General features: G+C 42.0%; 17 protein-coding genes and 1 pseudogene. All 18 read left to right on the top strand.

The genetic code is table 11. The features are described from left to right. Positions 1–411: 411 nt before the first annotated feature. Positions 412–1,014: pseudogene (locus OCV72_RS02490) on the top strand (VaFE repeat-containing surface-anchored protein); the annotation flags it as partial. Then, entirely contained in the window at positions 986–1,300 is a 315-nt protein-coding gene (locus OCV72_RS02485) for a hypothetical protein (RefSeq protein ID WP_081019654.1), read from the top strand. The pseudogene OCV72_RS02490 and the gene OCV72_RS02485, both read left to right, overlap by 29 nt. Beyond that, positions 1,284–1,409, top strand: a complete 126-nt coding sequence (locus tag OCV72_RS02480) for a hypothetical protein (protein WP_262568815.1) — start codon at positions 1,284–1,286, stop codon at positions 1,407–1,409. The genes OCV72_RS02485 and OCV72_RS02480 overlap by 17 nt, the downstream gene beginning before the upstream one ends. Then, positions 1,399–1,872: a JAB domain-containing protein gene (locus OCV72_RS02475; protein ID WP_055194718.1), complete on the top strand. Its 474-nt coding sequence runs from the start codon at positions 1,399–1,401 to the stop codon at positions 1,870–1,872. The genes OCV72_RS02480 and OCV72_RS02475 overlap by 11 nt, the downstream gene beginning before the upstream one ends. Before the next feature lie 232 nt (positions 1,873–2,104). After that, positions 2,105–3,541, top strand: coding sequence for an AAA family ATPase (locus tag OCV72_RS02470; RefSeq protein ID WP_055281692.1), 1,437 nt, complete (start codon positions 2,105–2,107; stop codon positions 3,539–3,541). A gap of 2 nt (positions 3,542–3,543) precedes the next feature. Then, entirely contained in the window at positions 3,544–4,245 is a 702-nt protein-coding gene (locus tag OCV72_RS02465; RefSeq protein WP_055281690.1) for an RloB family protein, read from the top strand. A 27-nt stretch (positions 4,246–4,272) separates the two neighbouring features. Next, positions 4,273–5,127, top strand: coding sequence for a hypothetical protein (locus OCV72_RS02460; protein WP_055281688.1), 855 nt, complete (start codon positions 4,273–4,275; stop codon positions 5,125–5,127). A 168-nt stretch (positions 5,128–5,295) separates the two neighbouring features. Next, the gene (gene uvrB / locus OCV72_RS02455; RefSeq protein WP_028087434.1) at positions 5,296–7,284 is read left to right on the top strand and encodes an excinuclease ABC subunit UvrB; all 1,989 of its coding nucleotides are present in this window, start codon (positions 5,296–5,298) and stop codon (positions 7,282–7,284) included. Between the two features lie 22 nt (positions 7,285–7,306). Next, positions 7,307–10,150 carry an excinuclease ABC subunit UvrA gene (uvrA, locus tag OCV72_RS02450; protein ID WP_055281686.1) on the top strand — a complete coding sequence of 948 codons (2,844 nt, stop codon included), beginning with the start codon at positions 7,307–7,309 and terminating at the stop codon, positions 10,148–10,150. 206 nt (positions 10,151–10,356) lie between these two features. Next, positions 10,357–11,346 (top strand): rod shape-determining protein, encoded by a 990-nt coding sequence (mreB, locus tag OCV72_RS02445; protein ID WP_028087432.1) that lies wholly within the window; start codon positions 10,357–10,359, stop codon positions 11,344–11,346. A 32-nt stretch (positions 11,347–11,378) separates the two neighbouring features. Beyond that, positions 11,379–13,592 carry an SF1B family DNA helicase RecD2 gene (gene recD2 / locus OCV72_RS02440; protein WP_055281684.1) on the top strand — a complete coding sequence of 738 codons (2,214 nt, stop codon included), beginning with the start codon at positions 11,379–11,381 and terminating at the stop codon, positions 13,590–13,592. Continuing rightward, positions 13,585–14,313 carry a ComF family protein gene (locus OCV72_RS02435; protein WP_055281681.1) on the top strand — a complete coding sequence of 243 codons (729 nt, stop codon included), beginning with the start codon at positions 13,585–13,587 and terminating at the stop codon, positions 14,311–14,313. The genes recD2 and OCV72_RS02435 overlap by 8 nt, the downstream gene beginning before the upstream one ends. Positions 14,314–14,372: 59 nt before the next feature. Beyond that, positions 14,373–14,768: a hypothetical protein gene (locus tag OCV72_RS02430; protein WP_028087429.1), complete on the top strand. Its 396-nt coding sequence runs from the start codon at positions 14,373–14,375 to the stop codon at positions 14,766–14,768. Next, complete coding sequence (locus tag OCV72_RS02425; protein WP_055281679.1) at positions 14,769–16,001, top strand: hypothetical protein; 1,233 nt, start codon at positions 14,769–14,771, stop codon at positions 15,999–16,001. Between the two features lie 45 nt (positions 16,002–16,046). Continuing rightward, positions 16,047–16,925, top strand: a complete 879-nt coding sequence (gene cdaA / locus OCV72_RS02420) for a diadenylate cyclase CdaA (RefSeq protein WP_055281676.1) — start codon at positions 16,047–16,049, stop codon at positions 16,923–16,925. Further along, on the top strand, positions 16,906–18,234 hold the full coding sequence (locus OCV72_RS02415) for a CdaR family protein (RefSeq protein ID WP_055281674.1): 1,329 nt from the start codon (positions 16,906–16,908) through the stop codon (positions 18,232–18,234). Before cdaA ends, OCV72_RS02415 begins: the two co-directional genes overlap by 20 nt. 25 nt (positions 18,235–18,259) lie before the next feature. Next, positions 18,260–18,526 (top strand): HPr family phosphocarrier protein, encoded by a 267-nt coding sequence (locus tag OCV72_RS02410; protein ID WP_055281752.1) that lies wholly within the window; start codon positions 18,260–18,262, stop codon positions 18,524–18,526. Positions 18,527–18,681: 155 nt separating this feature from the next. Continuing rightward, positions 18,682–19,095 (top strand): GtrA family protein, encoded by a 414-nt coding sequence (locus tag OCV72_RS02405; protein WP_055281672.1) that lies wholly within the window; start codon positions 18,682–18,684, stop codon positions 19,093–19,095. The last annotated feature ends 26 nt before the right edge of the window (positions 19,096–19,121 follow it).

Genomic DNA, 19,121 nt, shown 5'->3' with positions numbered 1-19,121 from the left:
GTGTTCCGTTACAATACCATCCTGTATCCAAAAAATGAGGATACACAAAAGCTATTTGCATATTTTTGTGCATATCTGCTTTCATGCTGGGGAAGCATGCAGTGGGGAACGATGTACGGAGATCTGATCTTTGAGCTGATAGCTCTGTTAATTATAACAGTGGCATATCAGGCAGACTGGCAACATCATGTCTGGAATACACTTATGGTATATATTATGGGAATTTTATGTGATGGGATTCCAATCGTGTTCTTTCAACGGTATGCGGTAGCAAGAAATCCGGTGCATCATCACATGGGACCGGGAACTATTGTAATGGGAAATTTTATATTCTTTTTACTGGAAGTCATTATTGAAAGAAAAGTAGGTGTAAAGAGAAGTTATTATATAAAGAACCGTCATTGGCTTGCTATGCTTACAGAGCGAAAGATTTCGATTCATACCACAGCAACGGATAAGAACGGTAAGAAAGAAATCGAAGCCGGAAAAGATCTGACGATTGTGGATACAGTTACATTAGAAGGATTGGAAATCGGTACAAAGTATAAATTGTCTGGTTGGCAGATGATTAAGGAAGAAAATGCAAAGCTGATCATTGATGGCAAAGAAGTTACCAATGATTATGAATTTACAGCGGACAAGGAAAACATGGAAGTGCAGATTGAGTTTACTTTCGACGGCAACACTCTTGGAGGGAAGCAGCTTGTAACCTTTGAAGAACTGTATGATATGACAAATCCGGAAGAACCGAAAAAGGTAACAGAGCATAAGGATATCAACGATGAAGGTCAGACCGTAACCATCAAAGAAGTACCGGAAACATCAACCCCAGAGACACCGGGTACTACTACAAAGACCAGTAATCCTCCGAAAACAGGAGACACAGCAAATGCAGCTTTATGGATAGCCATTCTGGTATTATCAGCAGCCGGAATCACAGGAGTTCGTATCTGGAATAAAAAGAAACAGGTTAAGAGATTAGGAATTGAAGAAAAGAAAGAAGAGAAGGAGTAAAACAAAGGGTGGCGATAAGCTGCCCTTTGATGATGAAATGGGAAAAAATCAGAAAGCAATAAAAGTATTACAGCGTTTATTTGATGCTGGATACGGAACGGAAAAAGAGATTGTCAATATGACGATGGATGAGATGCTTGCTTTGCCGGGAGTGAATGTGGCAGATTTGTGCATTATCAGTGAGCTACAGAAAAGCATTAAGGCAAACAAAGTGATAAGCTATTTGTCAGAGAAAACGGAAGCAAGGGAAGAAACGAAAGGAGCAGATTATGGTGGAACAACCTAAATATTTGGAAATGACATTATCACAATTGAAATCATATCTGGAATCTTCAGAGAGTAATGTCCTTCTGGTTGTAGAATTTCCAAAAGGAGATCAGAACAATGGAGAATAAATTGGAAGTTGTGAATATCCGTCTGGTAAAAGAACCATCTCTTTATAGTGAGCAGACATTGAATAGTCCACAGGCTGTTGTAGAATTGATGGCGAAGGAGTTATCGCAATATGACAGAGAAGTATTTTGCATCCTGAATATGAAAAATAATGGACAGGTAATCAATATGAATCTGGTCAGTGTTGGAACAATCAATGCTTCGCTGGTAATTCCGAGAGAAGTCTTTAAGAGCAGTATTCTGGCAAATGCTTCTGCAATCATTGGACTTCATAATCATCCCAGTGGTAATGTGAAACCATCAAAAGAGGATATGATTGTTACGAGAAAGCTGCAGAAGTGCGGACAGCTATTGGGGATAGAATTGCTGGATCATATCATTGTCGGTGGAACTAATGGAAAGATGCTCAGCTTCCGAGAAGAAAAGATGTTGAATGTGACAGGAAGGATGGATTGGGAGAGATAGAAGAAAAAAGAATTAGAAGTTTTTATTTATTGTAATATTTCATGTAGCGGCATTAGTAAAATAGTGTCGCTACAAAAAGCTGACTTATACATTGATATTATATGCATAACTCAAAATAAAATTGTTAAAAATAGAAAAAGAAACAATATATAACGAAAAAATCTCTAAATAAGAAAATTTACATTGACTGAGAGAAGAGTAAAACATATAATAAAGGTGGAGGTGTATAAGAATGTTAGTAAAAGTAAGTGTTGAAAATTTTAAATCTTTTGATAAAGCAGCAGAGCTGACAATGATTTCCTCAAATAAAATACGAACAAATGCAAATCACAGGTTAAAGATAAAAAGTACCCAGTTATTAAAATATGCAGTCGTTTATGGAGCAAATGCATCTGGAAAGACGAATCTGGCATTGTTCTTTAAATTTTTTAAAGATAGTGTCTGCAATGGTATTCCGATAGAAGCTACACAGATGTTTTGTAAGAATCGGCAGGAGAATAAGGAACGAGAAAGTAGTTTTGAAATTCAGATTACTGTAGGTGACAAATTTTATGCTTATGGTTTTTCTGCAGTTTTAAGCAGACGAAAAGTAACCGGAGAATGGTTATATGAATTATATCAGAATGGTTCAGCAAAATGTCTCTTTGAACGAGAAGGAAGTAAACGTCCGGTGTTAAATGATGGTATTACGCTGACAAACACAGAAAAAAATAAATTTGAAACCTATGCAGATGATTTTGAAGGAAATGAAACATCTTTGTTCCTGACAGAAATGAATCGTGGAAAAAAATATAGCACACGATCTAAATTATTGTTCTTCCGGGATGTATATGATTGGATTCAGAATCATATTTCGATTATCACACCGGATACTCCATTGATTGATTTGGAATATTATTATGATGATAATTCGCTGAAGCTGATTAACAAATTGATCAAAACATTTGATACGGGTATCAGCCAGGTGAAAATTGAAGAAATTACATTGGATGAGTTATCAAATGCATTGCCGAAATCAGTATTTGATAAGATGATGCAGCATGTAAAAAATAGAATGGAAGAGCAGGAAGAACCATCATTCAGAATGACGATGAGGTCGAAGGAAACTTTCTTTAATATCGAAGTTGAAGGACATTCTGAACCGAAGGTCACAACAATCCGGTTGCATCATAATAAGTCATTTTATGAGTTCGGTTTTGATGAAGAGTCTGATGGAACAAGAAGATTATTCGATTTGATGGATATGCTGTTGAATAAACGAGAAGATGTTCTTTATGTTGTGGATGAATTGGAGAGAAGCTTACATCCGAAGCTGACAGAACGATTTTTGCAATTGTTTATGCAGCTACATGATGAGCAGCGTATGCAGCTATTGTTCACTACACATGAATCATCCATTATGGATCAGGCTATTTTTAGAAGGGATGAAATCTGGTTTGTAGAACGTAACGCAGAAAATGCAAGCTCTATTTATTCCTTAGATCGTTTCAAGGAGAGGTATGATAAGGTGTTGAGCAAGGCATATCTGGAAGGAAGATATGGTGCGATACCGGTATTTTCAACATTCGACTTTGCGCGAGCAACGAGTCAGACGGATGTGCTTGCACAGACACCTGACGACTGCCGCGACAGTGCAGAAAGGATTTCTGCACCTAGAGAGGAGGAGTAGCCTTGGCTCCAGTAAGAAGTTATACGAATTGGAATAGCAGAACTACAGATGATGAAGAACAGATTGAGCCTTATCGTAAATATTTCTTCATATGCGAGGGTGCTAATACTGAAACATGGTATTTCAAAAAGTTAATTGATATACGAAAAGAGTTAAATATTCATCCATTGATTGATATCCGGCTACTTGAAAAAACAGAGGGAGACAGGGACATTTCATTTCCAAGACGTTTGATTGAGTTTGCAGAAAATCAAAAAGAAAATCCGGAAATAGCATTTGATAAAGAACGGGATAAGATGATTGTTGTATTTGATGGAGATATTTTTGAAGAGAAAGTACTTGATTATGATGAATTGGTAGCAGAAGGTGAAAAGAATAATATATTAGCGGTTAGCAATCCGGCATTTGAACTGTTCCTACTGTTACATTATAAAAATTCATACGAAGATGATATTGAACCAAATGCTGAACAGATTATCCAGAATGAAAAAGATGGACATCAGACATTTATCTATAAATTGTTACTTGCTAGAACAGGAATCAATCCAAAGAAGAATTCAGCGATTGGAGAACTGGCAAAGAATATAGAGATTGCTATTGAGCAGGAAAAGAAAATCAATGAGGATATTCATCAGTGTAAAGGACAGATTACGTGTAATATAGGTCGGATTATTGATGAGATTCGGAAGGATGACGGAAAATGATAATTAATAAAGCTTGATGGAGAGTTTATGGGAGAAGAAAAGCAAAAAACAGAAGATGAAGAATTGGAAACTGAAAATGGGGAAAATAGGGCGAGCCATTTTTTAGAAACCAATAAAATATGGTTTACAACAATAATACCACTATTAGTTTCAATAGCAGTTGCAGCGGCTGGAATTGCATCGTGTTGGGCAGATATTCAACAGGCAAAACTAACAAAAATGGAAATTGAAAACATAAATCAAGAAAAACAACCATTTTTTTCAATTGAACAAGAATATAATCAAGAAAGAGATCAATATATTTATACGATATATAACACGGGAGGAGAGGTCAGATATAGTGATTTGCAAATAATGCCAATTCTTTATGTTAAACAATATGGTACTGATGGAGAAATTAAAAATCAAGCTTTTAAAGGCTTGGCTGGCTTTTATGAATATGAAATTACAGATGATGGATTGATATCGTTTAGTGATACGTGGTTAGATATAGCTATGCTAGAAGAATATAGTTTGGAAAATAATGACTCGGATAAGATTTTAGGCAATGACTATTTAACAGGTTTATTTAGCAGGAAGAATTCGAATAAGAGAAAAGAATACATAACGAGTGAGTTGATATATTGGGTTCAAGTAAGTTATTATAATTATAGAAACGAGGAGACATATGAAAATATATGGCTAGGAAGAGCTAGCGATAGATCTAAACGGACAAGTGGAAATAATATCTTATTTTTGCAACCGTCATTGGAAGAAAGATATTATGATGGGAATAATACAAGAAGTGAAGCAGTAATAGATTCTTTGAATTTATCAGGAGAAGAGACTGCAAAACAATGTGAAGAATATGCAGAGGAACTTTTTGAAAAATGGGATTTTTAAGGTGTTATTAATTGAAGTGCAGATTGTTTGAAAAAGTACAGAACAAACATTCGGTTTGTTCTGTACTTTTTTTATCCTGAATGATATACTAGACAAGTAACATACTAAGAACACAACTACTATTTCTAAAATATCACCGCCAGATTAGAGCGGCTCAGGAGAAATCACATGGATCATTTTGAATTAGTGTCAGAATATAAACCAACCGGCGACCAGCCACAGGCAATCAAAGAACTAGTCGAAGGTTTTAAAGAAGGCAATCAGTGTCAAACATTGCTTGGCGTCACCGGATCTGGTAAGACATTTACCATGGCGAATGTCATCCAACAATTGAATAAACCAACGCTGATTATAGCACACAATAAGACACTGGCTGCGCAGCTTTATGGGGAATTTAAAGAGTTCTTTCCAAATAACGCAGTGGAATATTTTGTCTCCTACTACGATTACTACCAGCCGGAGGCTTATGTCCCATCTTCAGACACCTACATTGCGAAGGATTCCTCCGTAAATGAAGAGATTGATAAGCTGAGGTTATCGGCAACGGCAGCATTGATCGAGCGCAGGGATGTGATCGTAATTGCCAGCGTTTCCTGCATCTATGGTCTCGGTGAACCGGAGAACTTTGAACAGATGATGGTATCGCTCCGACCGGGGATGGAGAAGGACAGAGATGAAGTGTTGCGCCAGCTGATAGATATTCAATATGACAGAAATGATATGGATTTCAAGCGGGGAACATTCCGTGTACGAGGCGATACTGTAGAAGTTGTACCGGCAGACCGGGGCGATACGGCTATACGGGTGGAATTTTTCGGAGATGAGATTGACCGGATTTCAGAGATAGACATGCTTACCGGAGAGATTAAAAATACATTGAATCATATTGCGATATTCCCGGCTTCCCATTACGTTGTACCAAAGGAGCGTATGGAGAAAGCAATTAAAAATATCGAGATTGAACTGGAAGAACAGGTGAAATATTTCAAAGAAGAAGGGAAGCTTCTGGAAGCACAGAGAATTGCGGAACGAACGAATTTTGATATAGAAATGATGCGCGAGACCGGATTCTGTTCAGGGATCGAGAATTACTCAAGGCATCTGGCAGGACTTGCTCCGGGGCAGCCGCCGAATACATTGATGGATTATTTCCCGGATGATTTTATCATAATGATCGATGAGTCGCACAAGACGGTTCCGCAGATTGGCGGTATGTATCACGGCGATCAGTCGAGAAAGCGTACACTGGTAGAGTATGGATTCCGTCTGCCATCGGCACTGGACAACCGTCCGCTTAGTTTTGAGGAATTTGAAAATAAGATCGATCAGGTCATGTTCGTGTCTGCAACACCGGGGAAATATGAAGAAGAGCATGAACTTTTAAGAGCCGAGCAGGTGATCCGGCCGACCGGACTTCTGGATCCGGAAGTAGAAGTGCGGCCGGTAGAAGGACAGATCGATGATCTGATCGGAGAAGTGAATAAAGAGATTGCCAATAAACACAAAATACTGATAACAACGCTGACCAAGCGTATGGCAGAAGATCTTACCGACTATATGCGTGAGCTGGGAATCCGCGTGCGCTATCTGCATTCGGATATTGACACGCTGGAACGTACAGAGATCGTGAGAGATATGCGCCTGGACGTATTCGATGTTCTGGTCGGCATTAATCTTCTGCGGGAAGGACTGGATATTCCGGAGATCACATTGGTTGCGATCCTGGACGCGGATAAAGAAGGATTTTTGCGTTCCGAGACGTCTCTGATCCAGACGATCGGCCGTGCGGCCCGTAATGCAGAAGGGCATGTTATCATGTACGCAGATACGATCACAGATTCCATGCGTGCAGCACTGGATGAGACGCAGAGAAGACGTGAAGTGCAGATGGCATATAATGAAGAACATGGTATTACACCGAAGACGATCCAGAAAGCAGTCAGAGATCTGATCTCAGTATCCCGGAAAGTGGCGGCTTCTGAATTACAGATGGAAAAAGATCCGGAATCCATGAGTGAGAAAGAATTAGAGAAGCTGATCAAAGAGCTGGAGAAGCAGATGAAGAAAGCTGCGGCAGATCTGAATTTTGAGGCGGCGGCAGAACTCAGGGATAAGTTAATAGAGCTTAAGAAGACATTGCAGGAAATAAAGATATAGAAAAAGGAGATCATAGACTTACATGCCACAGGAAAAAGATTCAAGACAATATATCAAGATCAGAGGAGCAAATGAACACAATCTGAAGAATGTAGACGTAGACATACCAAGAGACAAACTGGTGGTATTGACCGGTCTTAGCGGATCAGGAAAATCATCACTGGCATTTGATACAATTTATGCGGAAGGACAGAGAAGATATATGGAATCATTGTCTTCTTATGCCAGACAGTTCCTGGGACAGATGGAAAAACCGGATGTAGAAAGTATAGAAGGATTGTCTCCGGCTATTTCCATTGATCAGAAATCTACGAACCGCAATCCAAGATCTACCGTAGGAACGGTAACGGAAATCTATGATTATTTCCGGTTATTATATGCAAGAGCAGGAATTCCGCATTGTCCGAAATGTGGGCGCGAGATTAAGAAACAGACGGTTGATCAGATGGTAGAACAGGTGATGGCATTTCCGGAAAGAACCAAGATACAGCTGCTGGCACCGGTCGTAAGAGGCAGAAAGGGAACCCATGTAAAATTACTGGAGCGCGCCAGAAAGAGCGGATATGTCCGAGTCAGGATCGATGACAATATGTACGAACTGTCGGAAGAGATCAAGCTGGATAAGAACATCAAGCACAATATAGAGATTGTTGTAGACCGTCTGGTAGTAAAAGAGGGTATTGAACAGCGTCTGACCGATTCCATTGAAAATGTACTGAATCTTGCGGAAGGACTGATGACCGTGGATGTAATCGGCGGGGAACCGGTCCAGTTCAGCGAAAGCTTCTCATGTCCTGACTGCGGAATCAGTATTGAAGAGATCGAACCGAGAAGCTTTTCGTTCAACAATCCGTTCGGCGCATGTCCGGAGTGCTTTGGACTGGGATACAAGATGGAATTTGACGAAGACCTGATGATTCCGGATAAACGTCTCAGTATCAGTGAAGGTGCGATCACTGTTATGGGATGGCAGTCCTGCACGGATAAGAAGAGCTTCACGTATGCGATCCTGGATGCGTTGAGCAAAGAATATGGCTTTTCATTAGATACACCGTTTGAGGACTATCCGAAGGAAGTCCATGATGTCCTGATCCATGGGACAAACGGCAAAGAAGTGAAAGTATATTATAAGGGGCAGCGCGGAGAAGGAGTCTATGATGTGGCATTCGAAGGTCTGATCCGCAATGTAGAGCGCCGTTACCGGGAGACTTCGTCGGAAACGATGAAAGCAGAATACGAAGAGTTTATGAATATCACACCGTGTTCTGCGTGCAAAGGCCAGCGCCTGAAGCCGGGAGCACTTGCTGTGACGGTAGGAGATAAAAATATTTCCGAACTGACAGGAATGTCAATTGAAAAACTGCAGACCTTTTTAAAAGAACTGAAACTTTCGAACCAGCAATTGCTGATCGGCGGACAGATTTTAAAGGAGATCAATTCCAGAATCCAGTTTCTGATGGATGTCGGACTTAATTATCTGACACTTGGAAGATCGACCGGAACACTTTCAGGAGGAGAGGCACAGAGAATCCGTCTGGCAACACAGATCGGTTCCGGACTCGTAGGTGTGGCATATATTCTGGATGAACCAAGTATCGGACTGCATCAGAGAGACAATGATAAATTGCTTGGAACTTTAAAACATCTGCGGGATCTCGGGAACTCCGTGATCGTGGTCGAGCATGATGAGGATACTATGAGAGAAGCGGACTTTATCGTGGATATCGGACCGGGAGCGGGAGAACATGGCGGTGAAGTAGTTGCAACCGGAAATGCGGAAGAGATCATGCAGAATGAAAATTCTGTAACCGGAGCCTATCTGAGCGGGCGGATCCGGATCCCGGTTCCGGAAGTAAGAAGAAAACCAACCGGATGGCTGAAAGTACTCGGAGCACAGGAAAATAACTTGAAGAACATAGATGTGAAGTTTCCGCTTGGCGTGATGACCTGTGTTACCGGTGTGTCTGGTTCGGGAAAAAGCTCACTTGTGAACCAGATCCTCTATAAACGTCTGGCAAGAGACCTGAACCGTGCAAGGACCATTCCGGGCAGACACAAAGGCATCGAGGGACTGGAACAGCTGGATAAGGTGATCAATATCGACCAGTCTCCAATCGGGCGGACTCCGAGATCCAATCCGGCAACCTATACCGGAGTATTTGACCTGATCAGGGATCTGTTTGCAGCAACACCGGATGCAAAAGCAAGAGGCTATAAGAAAGGAAGATTCAGTTTTAACGTCAAAGGAGGACGATGTGAGGCCTGCAGCGGAGATGGAATCATCAAGATCGAGATGCATTTCCTGCCGGATGTCTATGTTCCATGTGAAGTATGTAAGGGAAGACGTTACAACAGAGAGACACTGGAAGTGAAATACAAAGGAAAGAATATCTATGATGTTCTGGACATGACCGTAGAAGAAGCAATGCATTTCTTTGAAAATGTACCAAGTATCCGCAGAAAGATGGAGACCTTGTATGATGTCGGGCTTTCTTATATCCGTCTGGGACAGCCGTCTACGACTCTGTCCGGCGGAGAAGCCCAGCGTATCAAGCTGGCAACAGAGCTGAGTAAGAGAAGTACGGGAAAGACAATCTATATTCTGGACGAGCCGACGACGGGACTGCATTTTGCCGATGTGCATAAGTTGACAGAGATTCTCCACAGATTGACAGAAGATGGGAATACAGTCATTGTGATCGAGCACAATCTGGATGTGATAAAGACCGCAGATTATATCATCGATATCGGTCCGGAAGGCGGTGACAAAGGCGGAACCGTGATCGCAGAGGGAACACCGGAAGAAGTTGCGGAAAGTCCGGTATCCTATACCGGAAAGTATATAAAACCAATGCTGGAACGGTAGAAATATGACATTTTGTTCAATGCATCGTCCGGATTCGTCATATTGTAATATTTATGTAAAAAGGTTCATAAAGATTTAAGCAAAATGGGTCTTTTTATTTTAAATGATTTTGATTATAATGGGAACATGCTCAAAAATAGCATGTGATATAATCATATCTCACCAAAGATAGGAATATAGACAGCTTGATGAAGGGAGAATTGGGAATGTCAGTAGATCTTGGAATTGATTTGGGAACCGCCAGCGTACTGGTGTATGTAAAAGGAAAGGGTGTTATTTTAAAAGAGCCTTCTGTTGTAGCGTATGACAGAGATACGAATGCAATCAAGGCGATCGGAGAAGAAGCAAGACTGATGCTTGGAAGAACTCCGGGAAATATTGTGGCAGTCAGACCTTTGAGACAGGGCGTGATATCAGACTATACAGTAACAGAAAAAATGATCAAATATTTCGTGCAGAAAACACTTGGAAAGCGTACATTCAAGAAGCCGAGAATCAGTATCTGTGTACCAAGCGGGGTTACAGAAGTGGAACGCAAGGCAGTGGAGGAAGCAACTTATGCAGCAGGAGCAAGAGAGGTACATCTGATCGAAGAACCGGTTGCGGCAGCAATCGGTGCGGGAATCGATATCTCAAAGCCGTGTGGCAATATGATCGTTGACATCGGCGGAGGTACATCCGATATTGCCGTCATTTCACTTGGCGGAACGGTTGTAAATACATCCTTAAAGATTGCCGGAGATGATTTCGACGAGGCAATCGTCCGCTATATGCGAAAAAAACATAATCTTCTGATCGGTGAAAGAACAGCGGAAGATATTAAAATCAAGATCGGTACAACCTATCCAATGATCGAAGATGAGACGCTGGAAGTCAGAGGAAGAAACCTGGTAACAGGACTTCCGAAGACGGTAACGGTAACTTCGACAGAGACAGAAGAAGCACTCCGGGAGACAACGGGACAGATCGTAGAAGCTGTTATCAGCGTGCTGGAGAGAACACCACCGGAGCTTTCCGCAGATATCCTTGACAGAGGGATTATGCTGACCGGAGGCGGATCTATGTTACGTGGTATGGAAGAACTGATCGAGGAAAAGACAGGCATCAACACGATGACGGCGGATGATCCGATGAAGGTTGTTGCCATCGGAACCGGAGAATACGTAGAGTTTATGGGTGACAGAAAAGGAATCTAGATTCAGATAGGAATCCGGGTGAGTGAAATCGAATGGAAGAAATAAAAGGATACGTAGAACATATTGTTTACCGCAATGAAGACAACGGGTACACGGTATTCCATCTGAATAATTCAGATGGAGAAGTGACCTGTGTCGGAAGTTTTCATTATATTGAAGAAGGTGAACTGTTAAGACTGAAAGGAGGCTATACAACGCATAAGATGTATGGCCTTCAGTTCGCTGTGGAGGAATCGGAGATATGTGAGCCGGAAGATCTGGTATCCATCGAACGGTATCTGGGTTCCGGTGCGATCAAAGGAGTCGGAGCTTCTCTGGCGGGAAAGATAGTGAAAAAATTCAAAGAAGATACCTTCCGGATCATCGAAGAGGAGCCGGAACGACTGGCAGAGATCAAAGGAATCAGTGAACGGAAAGCAAGAGAGATCGCTTCACAGGTAGAAGAGAAGAAGGATATGCGGCAGGCAATGATCTATCTGCAGAAATTCGGCATTTCTACAACACTGGCAGCAAAGATCTATCAGCATTACGGACGTAATGTCTACCGCACGATAGAGGAGAATCCGTATCATCTGGCAGACCATGTGCCGGGAGTGGGATTTAAGACTGCCGATGAGATTGCAATGAAGATTGGCATACACACAGATTCTGATTTCCGGATCCGCAGCGGAATCTTTTATACCTTACAACAGAGTGTGAATGAAGGACACGTCTATCTGTATCAGGACGTGTTGCTGAAAGAGACGGGAGACCTTCTTGGAGTACAGATACAAGATATGGAAAAGTATCTTATGGATCTTATGATGGAAAAGAAGATCGTCATGAAGCAGTCAGAGCAGGGGGTGAGAGTGTATACTTCCCATTATTATTATATGGAGTTGAATACTGCGAAGATGCTGCATGATCTGAATCTTGATTTTGAAGCAGCTGATGTGACACTTCTTCACAGGATCAATCAGATTGAAAAGAACACAGAACTGTATCTGGACGAGATGCAGAAAGATGCAGTAATGGAAGCAGTCAGGCATGGTCTGATGATACTGACCGGAGGACCGGGTACTGGTAAGACAACGACCATCAATGCGATGATTCATTTCTTCGAAAGCGAAGGACTGGACATCTATCTGGCAGCACCGACAGGGAGAGCAGCAAAGCGTATGACGGAAGCAACCGGATGCGAGGCACAGACGATTCACCGGCTGTTGGAAGTGTCCGGTAATCCGGATGATGAGACAGTTGGTGGTTTCCAGCGCAATGCAGAGAATCCGCTGGAAGCAGATGTGATCATCATAGACGAGATGTCAATGGTAGATCTGCCGTTGATGTATGCACTTTTGAATGCGATCGTGCCGGGAACCCGTGTGATTCTGGTGGGAGATGTGAACCAGCTTCCGAGTGTAGGACCGGGAAGCGTACTGAAAGACATTATTTCATCCGGATGTTTTCCGGTGGTAAAGCTTACGAAGATATTCCGGCAGGCAGGCGAAAGTGATATTATCGTCAATGCCCACAAGATCAATCGGGGTGAACCGGTTGTGTTGGATAACAAAAGCATGGATTTCTTCTTCCTGAAACGTGATGATACAAATATGATCATCAGTAATATCATCACACTGATCCAGAAGAAACTTCCCAAATTCGTATCTGCATCAGAAGCAGACATTCAGGTTCTGACGCCGATGCGAAAGGGCCTGCTCGGAGTGGAACGGATCAATAAGATCCTGCAGGAATATCTGAATCCGCCGAAGCCTGGCAAACAGGAAAAAGAATATGGAGATCATCTGTTCCGTGAGGGGGATAAGGTGATGCAGATCAAGAATAATTACCAGCTTGAGTGGGAGATCACCACCCGGTACGGAATGACGATCGATAAAGGGATCGGTGTATTTAACGGGGATATGGGGATCATCAAAAAGATCAATACATATGAAGAGACCGTGACGGTCGAATATGATGAAAAGAAGCAGGTAAAATATCCATACAATCTGCTGGATGAACTGGAACTGGCTTATGCGATCACAATCCATAAAGCGCAGGGAAGCGAATATCCTGCAGTCATTATCCCTTTGTTACAGGGACCAAGACAGCTTTATTATAGAAATCTGCTCTATACGGCTGTCACAAGAGCGAGAAAATGTGTGACGGTGATCGGAAGTGAAAGCGTATTCCAGGAGATGATACAAAACACAAACCAGCAGAACCGCAATACGAGTCTCGCAGAGCGAATCCGTGAATTTAATGAATAAAAGTATCATACAAGATATCAAAGAAAATATAATTGTTCTGTTCTGGCCGGAAACCTGTCCATTCTGTCAGAAAGTCTGTAAAGAGGGCATCTGTACAGAATGCAGGGAAAGGCTGGAATTCTTAAGAATCAGAGAACCAAGGTGTATGCAATGCGGCAAGCAGATCCGTAGTATGGAAAAGGAATACTGTTATGACTGTATGCATACACATCATTATTATGAGCAGGGATTAAGCTTATGGAATCATAAAGCTCCTGTGAATCAATCTATCTATCAGTTCAAATACCACAATCAGAGAAGATACGGGGAACTGTACAGTCAGGAACTCGTGAAAAATTTTCAGAAAGAAATCCGGCGATGGAACCCGGATGTGATCATACCGGTTCCGCTGCACCGGGCGAGACGTAGAAAACGGGGGTATAATCAGGCACAGATTCTTGCAGAAAACCTGGGAAGGTTGCTGTGCATTCCAGTGGACAGTAAAAGCCTGGCAAGAAGAAAGAAGACCAGTCCGCAGAAGAAACTTGGACATAATGAGAGAAAAAAGAACCTGAAAAATGCATTTGCGGTAACACCGGCATTTCGCCCTGTCCGGAAGGTGCTGCTGGTGGATGACATATATACGACCGGCAATACACTGGATGCGGCGGCAAAAGCATTAAAGGAAAAAGGCGTGGAGAAGGTTTATTTTTTAACTATAAGTATTGGACAAGGGTACTGATATTTGTTATACTTAAAATGATGTTTTTAATGGAATTAATATCATGTTGAGGTGGATATATGTTAGATGAGAGAAAAGTAAAATTAATGACAAAGCTTGCTCTCTATGAAGAGACTTATGGAAAAGAAGATTTTAAGATCAGTTCCTATTATAGAAAAGATTATGCAAGCCTGCACGTTATATATGCATTTCTGAGCGTATCAGTCGGTTATGTGTGTCTGGTGGCGCTGCTTTTACTGGCCGGTGTGGAGGATATAATGAGTAATATGTCGAATGGTCTGATCCTGTTCCTTTTTCTGATCATTCTGGCAGGCTATGTGGGTGTGGTGATCGTATATTGCGGAATTGCCAGTCACATTTATAATGAGAAACACAAAAAGGCAAGGAAAAGAGTGAAAAAGTATAATCATAATCTGATTCAACTGCTGAAAATGTATGAAAAGGAGAAAAGATAGATGGACAATATATATGTAATACGTGAAAGAATAGAAGCGGTTTATGGGAAGCATTCCAAATCGTTTGATAAAGCCTTTCAGTTCATACTGGCAATGATAATATTTACAATGATCAATCAGAATACAGGATTTATGAAATCACTTTCCTCACCGGTGATCTCTCTGGGGCTGGCTGTGGTTGCTACTTTCCTGCCGCCGGCGGTTCTAGTGGTACTTGCAACGATACTGCTGCTTGCACATACACTGGCAGCGTCCATAGGTATATTCGCAGTGTCTGCACTGATCTTCCTGATCATGTATATATTTTATATCAGACTGGCACCGAAGATGGCATTTGTTGTGCTTCTGACACCAATTGCATTTGCACTTAAGATACCGTTTGTGGTACCGGTTGCATGTGCATTGATCTATACACCGGTAAGTCTTGTACCGATGGGATGTGGAACTGTTGTATATTATATGATGGAATATCTTAAGAAAATAAGTGCGGCATCTAAGACGTCTGGAAGTAAGGCAATGCTTGCCGAGATCAGCACATACGTACAGAAAGTGTTCCAGAATAAAGAAATGTGGCTCTACATAGTTGCATTTATCATTGGATTTTTTATCATTTATACCATCCGCAGACAGGAACTGGATCATGCCTGGAAGATTGGGATTATTGCGGGAGCAATTGCCAATGTGGTCGTAACGGCAATGGGAAGTATTGCACTGGGCGTAAACACCTCCTATGGTCCGCTGATCATAGGAAATATTGTGGCAGCCGTTGCAGGACTTGTGCTGGAATTATTCCTGTTCTCGGTAGATTATGCAAGAAGTGAACGTCTGCAGTTTGAAGACGATGAATATTATTACTATGTAAAAGCAATACCGAAGGTTGCCATGACAACGCCGGAGAAGACTGTGAAGAAAATCAATGAACGTCAGGAGACGGAGATCATCGATGCAGAAGCGGTAAAACGTTTGTCGCAGGATACGGCGGAAGAAGAGACAAAAGCCATCGATCTGGAAGTACATGCGGGACATGGACAGAAAAGAGAAGCAGAACGGAAGCCGTCATATGGTGATGCAGACTACAGAAGTCCGGCACAGATCCGGGCAAGTCAGGCAAGAAAGCATTCGCCGAAGAGAGGACCGGCACCGAAAAAGCATGACATGAAAGATGTAGATAAGATGCTTCTGACACAGAGTCTGGAAAATGAATTTCATGCAGGCAACCGCAGAAAAAGATAGAAAGACAGAAAAAATCATTAAAAACCATGCAGGGAGGTGAGAGGAATGGGACAGACAATTGCAGATTTTATTGATAAATATGGAATTGGACTTTATATTCCGAGAGTGCATATCACAGATATCATAGAAGTTCTGATCCTCACTTTTCTGATCTATCAGATCATCATATGGATAAAGAATACGAAAGCATGGATGCTGCTCAGAGGAATCATTGTACTTGCGGGCTTTATTCTTCTCGCAGCTATATTCAAGATGCATACGATCCTATTTATCGCGAGAAATTCACTGACGGTCATGGCTACAGCGGCAATTGTAGTATTTCAGCCGGAACTGCGGAGGGCATTGGAAAAGCTTGGAGAGAAGCAATTCCTGACATCAGTTGTTCCTTTTGAACAGAACCGGGAGATACGTTTCAGTGAAGAGACAAGAGAGGATATTATCCGTGCATGCTTTGCTATGGGAAAAGTCAAGACAGGGGCTCTGATCGTCGTAGAACAGGCAATACGGCTTACGGAATATGAAAGTACCGGAATCCAGATGGACTGCCTGGTATCGAGTCAGGTGCTGATCAATATTTTCGAACATAATACACCGCTTCATGATGGTGCGATCATCGTAAGAGGTGACAGGATCGTCTCGGCAACCTGCTATCTTCCCCTCTCGGATAATATGGGGATCAGCAAGGATCTGGGCACCAGACACCGTGCGGCAGTAGGAATGAGCGAAGTCAGTGATGCACTGGTCATTACGGTATCAGAAGAGACAGGAGCTGTGTCAGTCGCACAGGGAGGAGAGCTTACAAGAAGTATCAATGAAGCAGAACTTCGTGCGAAGCTGGAAGAAGTACAGCATAAGAGCAGTGAAACCAACAGAATAAAGGCAATGTGGAAAGGATGGCGGAAGCATGCGAAAAAGAATAACTAACAATCTTGCGCTGAAAATACTGGCTTTCCTGATTGCGGCATTCTTATGGCTGGTTGTAGTGAATATCGATGATCCGGTGGATGACAAGACATTTTCCAATATCCCGGTGCAGGTAACGCATGAAGAAGTGATTACAGACAATAATAATACGTATCAGATCGTGGATAACACACAGGAGATTAATGTAACAGTTACGGCACAGCGGTCGGTACTGGATAAGATCAGGACAGAGGATATTGTTGCGACAGCGAACATGAAAGAACTGACGCTTCGTACACAGGTGCCGATTGAAGTAACGGTCAAAGGATATACAGGAAAATATGAAAAGGCAACGGCAAATCCAAGAAACCTGCAGATCCAGATCGATGAGGAAGCGAAGAATAATTTCCCAATCACACCGACAACAACAGGAACGGTAAGAAACGGATATGAAGTGGGAAGCCTGAAAGCACTTCCAGAAAAAGTAACACTTCGCGGACCGAAGAGAATCATTAACAATATTGCAAAAGTAACAGCAGAAGCAAACGTATCCGGATTATCCGAAGATGAGACAGTAGAAGCGAAACTGGTACTGTATGATGCCAATAATAATGTGATCGACCAGACACTTCTTGCAAACAACCTTGGAAAAGAAGGTGTCAGTGTTGAGGTAGAACTGCTTCAGGTAAAAAGTGTGCCGCTTAAAGTGGATACATCAGAGGTGTCGGCAGCAGAAGGGTATAAACTTGGCAAGATTACGGTAGAACCGCAGGAAGTGGAAGTGACAGGTGATAAGAGTACGCTTGCCGAGATCTCGGAGATCGATATTCCACCGAGTGCCCTGAAATTGGAAAAACTGACACAGAGAACGGAGCAGACCATTGATATCTCATCTTATCTTCCGAGCGGTGTGTCCCTTGCGGAAGAGAATGCGAATAAGGTGGTAATATCCATCCAGGTACAACAGCCGGGAACAAAGAGCTTTGAGATATCGACAGGATCGATCATCCTGGAGAATATAGCGGACGGACTGAGCATCAATTACGGATCTACCGTTGATCTGGAGATACAGGTGAAGGGACCGAATGATGTGCTGAATCTGTTCTCACCTGCGAAGAAAGTCAGCATTGATCTTAAGAATTATACAGAGCCTGGTACATATACTGTTCCGGTGTCTGTCGAACTGCCGGATGGCTGCACACTTGTGAATGAAGTGAATGTGGAGATCACACTTGAAAATTCAAAGCAGAGCAGTAAAACACAGGGTGAAAGCCAGAACAGCAGTCAGTCAAAGACAGATGAAAACAATCAGAACGGCCAGAGCGAATAACAGACAGAAATGGGGAGAATACATTATGATCAGACAGAAAGTTACAATAACAAATCCGACGGGACTGCATCTCAGACCTGCAGGGATGTTCTGTAACATAGCAAGCAGATACAAATGCAAAGTAGAATTCATGTATAACGATGACACTGCAGCAAATGCGAAAAGTGTATTGAGTGTCCTTGGAGCATGCGTGAAATCGGGAGATGAAATCGAGCTTATCTGCGACGGGGAAGATGAAGAAGAGGCCATGAAAGCAATGATGGATGCGGTCGAAAGCGGGCTTGGAGAGTAAGAAAAAGTAATAAGGAAATATGACAGGCGGCTTGTGTGTGACATAAGCCGTTTGTTGTGTCTTGGTCTGTAATAATATATGATTCATAATAAGAAGTTGAATACTGTTATGAACATTAGAAATGTGAAACAACGAGAAGGGAAGAATAGGTAATTATGAAAGAAAAAATAAAAAATATGCTGGATATTACATTCTGGAAATTTGTATTGGTGGGAATTGTGAATACTCTGGTGGGTACAGGGGTAATGTTTGCTGCTTATAATCTTTTGCATCTGAGCTACTGGGTATCTTCTGCATCGAATTATGTGGTGGGAAGTATTGTGAGTTATTTCCTGAATAAATACTTTACGTTCCAGAATAAAGAAAAATCCTGGAAGCAGCTGGGAATGTTCGTGATAAATATTACAATATGTTATCTGTTGGCATATGGGATGGCGAAGCCGGTTGTGTCATGGATCCTTCATAATCAGAGTAAGAGTGTGCAGGAAAATCTGTCTATGCTGGTTGGAATGGGAGCATTTGTGGTATTTAATTATGGGGGGCAGAGGTTGGTTGTGTTTAAAAAGTAATTTGTATAAAGTGTGAAAAAAAGATG

Source organism: Dorea amylophila (assembly GCF_025567265.1).
In the GTDB taxonomy this organism is placed as follows: Bacteria; Bacillota; Clostridia; order Lachnospirales; family Lachnospiraceae; genus Dorea_A; species Dorea_A amylophila.
This window is presented reverse-complemented; position numbering and strand designations above follow the sequence as displayed.